This window comes from Streptomyces sp. A012304, from assembly GCF_026008495.1.
In the GTDB taxonomy this organism is placed as follows: Bacteria; Actinomycetota; Actinomycetes; order Streptomycetales; family Streptomycetaceae; genus Streptomyces.
In genome coordinates, this window is sequence record NZ_BQUN01000161.1 from 1 (window position 1) to 2699 (window position 2699).

The window sequence follows — 2699 nt, forward strand, 5'->3', positions numbered from 1 at the left end:
CGGTCAACTGCCGGTCCAGCTCGAACACCGCCGCCTCGAAAGCCTCCGCGAACACCGGGAACACTGCACACAACTCACCCCCCATCCCCACCCGCTGACTCCCCTGACCACTGAACAGCAGCGCCGGCCGTCCCTCGGCGCGGGCCGGGCCGGCCACCACGCCGTGCGGGGTCTCCCCGCGGCCAAGTGCGTCCAGGGCTCGCAGGAGTCCGGCCGGGTCCTCCGCGGTCAGCACCGCCCTTTCGGGCAGCGTGGCACGGGCGGTCGCCAGGGTGTGCGCGACGTCCGGCAGCGCCGGCCGAGGCGCCGTCCGCAGGAACGCCGCGAGGGCGCGGGCCTGCGCGTACAGTGCCTCGGCGGTGTGGCCGGAGAGCACCAGGGGCAGGGTGCCGCTCGACGGGGGCCGGGTCTCCGGCAGCGCGGCGGGCGCGGTGTCGGGGGCCTGTTCCAGGACGACGTGCGCGTTGGTGCCGCTGATGCCGAAGGAGGACACCGCCGCCCGTCGCGGCCGGCCGGTCTCCGGCCACGGTGTGGCGTCGGCCAGCAGGTGTACGGAGCCCGCGGTCCAGTCGACGTGCGGGGTCGGCTCCGTCACGTGCAGGGTCGGCGGCAGCACACCCTCACGCATCGCCATCACCATTTTGATCACACCGGCCACGCCCGCGGCGGCCTGGGTGTGACCGATGTTCGACTTCACGGAGCCGAGGTGGACGGGGTGTTCCCCGGGTCGGTCCTGGCCGTAGGTCGCGATGAGGGCCTGCGCCTCGATGGGGTCACCGAGGGCCGTGCCCGTCCCGTGCGCCTCGACGGCGTCGACGTGCTGGGGCGACAGGCCCGCGTCGGCCAGCGCCTGCCGGATGACGCGCTGCTGGGAGGGGCCGTTCGGCGCGGTGAGGCCGTTGCTGGCGCCGTCCTGGTTGACCGCCGAGCCACGGACGACGGCGAGGACGCGGTGTCCGTTGCGCACGGCGTCCGACAGTCGCTCCACGACGAGGACGCCGACGCCCTCGGCCGGTCCGAAGCCGTCGCCGTCCGCCGAGAACGCCTTGCAGCGGCCGTCCGCCGCGAGCCCGCGCTGACGGCTGAACTCGACGAACAGCCCGGGTTCCGCCATCACGGTCGCCCCGCCGGCCAGCGCCATCGTGCACTCACCGCCGCGCAGGGCCCGCACCGCCATGTGCAGGGCGACGAGCGAGGAGGAGCAGGCGGTGTCGACGGTGACGGCGGGGCCCTCGAAGCCGAAGGCGTAGGCGACCCGCCCGGAGCCCACGCTCGGCGTGTTGCCGGTGCCCAGGTAGCCCTCGAGTTCCTCCGGAGCCCGGTCCAGGCGACTGGCGTACCCCTGGGCGACCAGCCCGGTGTACACGCCGGTCCGGGTGCCGGCGAGGGAGTCCGGCGCGACACCGGCGTGTTCGAGGGCTTCCCAGGAGGCTTCCAGCAGCAGCCGTTGCTGCGGGTCCATCGCCAGCGCCTCACGGTGGTTGATGCCGAACAGGTCGGCGTCGAACAGGTCCGCGTCGTGCAGGAAGCCACCGGAGCGCGTGTAGCTGGTGCCCGGGTGGTCGGGGTGCGGATGGAAGAGCCGCGCGAGGTCCCAGCCACGGTTGGCGGGGAACTCGGAGATGGCGTCCCTGCCTTCCGCGACCAGCCGCCACAGGTCGTCGGCCGAGCGTACGTCTCCGGGGAACCGGCAGGACATGCCGATGATCGCGATCGGCTCGTCGGCACCGGTCCGCGCCGCGGGGGTCTGCGGGGCGGCCACTGCCGGGTGCGTGCCGGACAGTTCGGCGCCGAGGTGCCGGGCCAGCACGGCCGGGGTCGGGTAGTCGAAGACGAGGGTGGCGGGCAGCCGCAGTCCCGTGTCGGCGGTGAGGCGGTTGCGCAGTTCGACCGCGGTCAGCGAGTCGAACCCGAGGTCCTTGAAGCCGCGGTCGGCGGCCACGGCCCCCGGGTCGCCGTGTCCCAGCACGGCGGCGACGTGCGTGCGGACCATGTCCAGCACCGCGCGTGAGCGCTCGGCCGGTGCGAGCGCGGCGACCTTGCGCTGCCAGGCCGACCCGCCGGTCTTGCCGTCGGCCGCCGCGACGCGCCGCACGGGAGCGCGGACCAGGCCACTGAACACGCCGGGCAGCGCGCCCGTCGTGGCCAGCGTGCGCAGTGCGGCCATGTCCAGGCGCAGCGGCACGACCAGTGCCTGCGGCAGCGACCGGCCGGCGTCGAAGAGCCTCAGGCCGAGCCGCGAGGAGAACGGCAGGACGCCACCGCGCGCCATCCGGTTCAGGTCGTCGCGGTCGAGGTGCCCGGTCATGCCGGTCGCCTCTCCCCACAGGCCCCAGGCCAGCGAGGTGCCCGGCAGTCCGGCGGCCTGCCGGTGGGCGGCGAGCGCGTCGAGGAACGCGTTCGCGGCGGCGTAGTTGGCCTGCGCCGGACCGCCGATGACTCCGGCGACGGAGGAGAAGAGGACGAACGCGGCGAGGTCCAGGTCACGGGTCAACTCATGCAGGTTGACCGCGCCGTCGACCTTGGCCCGCAGTACACGCTCCAGCTGCTCGCCGGTCATCGACTCCAGCAGGCCGTCGTCGAGCACACCGGCCGCGTGGACCACGCCCGTGAGTGCCGGTGTCCGCGCCAGCAACCCGGCCAGCGCGTCGCGGTCGGCGGCGTCGCACGCCTCCACGCTCACCTGCGCGCCCAGAGCG

The 2699-nt window shown here is 74.5% G+C and carries 1 protein-coding gene; it reads right to left on the bottom strand.

Annotation, left to right across the window (positions count from 1 at the left end; all coding sequences use genetic code 11):
* Positions 1–2699 (bottom strand): beta-ketoacyl synthase N-terminal-like domain-containing protein (locus ALMP_RS35315; RefSeq protein WP_264935857.1); only part of this gene is annotated, 2699 nt, incomplete at both ends.